This is a genomic window from Streptomyces sp. M2CJ-2 (genome assembly GCF_016757295.1).
GTDB lineage: Bacteria > Actinomycetota > Actinomycetes > Streptomycetales > Streptomycetaceae > Streptomyces.
Genome location: NZ_JAESIF010000280.1, coordinates 1 through 656 on the forward strand (window position 1 = coordinate 1; position 656 = coordinate 656).

General features: G+C 68.8%; 1 protein-coding gene and 1 pseudogene. Both read right to left on the reverse strand.

The features are described 5' to 3' along the window. Positions 1 to 194: pseudogene (locus JL475_RS41075) on the reverse strand (hypothetical protein); the annotation flags it as partial. 46 nt (positions 195 to 240) lie between these two features. Beyond that, entirely contained in the window at positions 241 to 447 is a 207-nt protein-coding gene (locus tag JL475_RS39300; protein ID WP_202282972.1) for a hypothetical protein, read from the reverse strand. Between the last annotated feature and the right edge of the window lie 209 nt (positions 448 to 656).

Sequence of the window (656 nt, forward strand, 5' to 3'; positions counted from 1 at the left end):
CGCTGTCCCAGTGGGTGAGCCGGCTCGCCTACGTCAGGTGAGCGGCCGGGCGGCGTGCCGATCCGCCCGGGCGGCGCCCTTGCGGGGTGCCGCCCGGGCGGGCCGGTGGGGGGCTCACCGGGCACCGCGGCGGGCGCCGGCGGCTCCGGCACCGCCGCCATACCGGCTTCGGCGTACCACACCAGCACCGCCACCAGCAGTCCTTGCCCGGCCGACGACAGCCGCCTGCTGCAACACCCTTCAGGCCCTGCCGTCGGCGCTCAGCGGTGTGCCGTCCAAGGCAGTGTCCGTGAGGGTGGTGCGGACTTCGGTGATCACCTCGGTGCGGCTGACCGCAGCGCAGGTCACCTTGAACATGAGAAAGCCCATGCGGTGTGTCCCGCGCACCATGCTGGAGCCGACGCAGTCGTTCGCGCCTTCGCGAAGCCAGTCGTACAGGTCGTGCAAGTCGTTGTCCTGCCACCCCTTCAGGGCGGCCGCCTGGATACCAAGGGCCAGCTTTTCGGCCAGGTAGTCGGGGTCGAGAACGCTCCGGAAACGGATGGTCAGGCACTCAAACTCGTGACCCGTACTGAATTCCCACTGAGCCCGGATTCACCGAGCGGATTCTGAAGTGAGGGGTTTGGTGTATTTCGCGTGATACTCCGGGGGTGAGG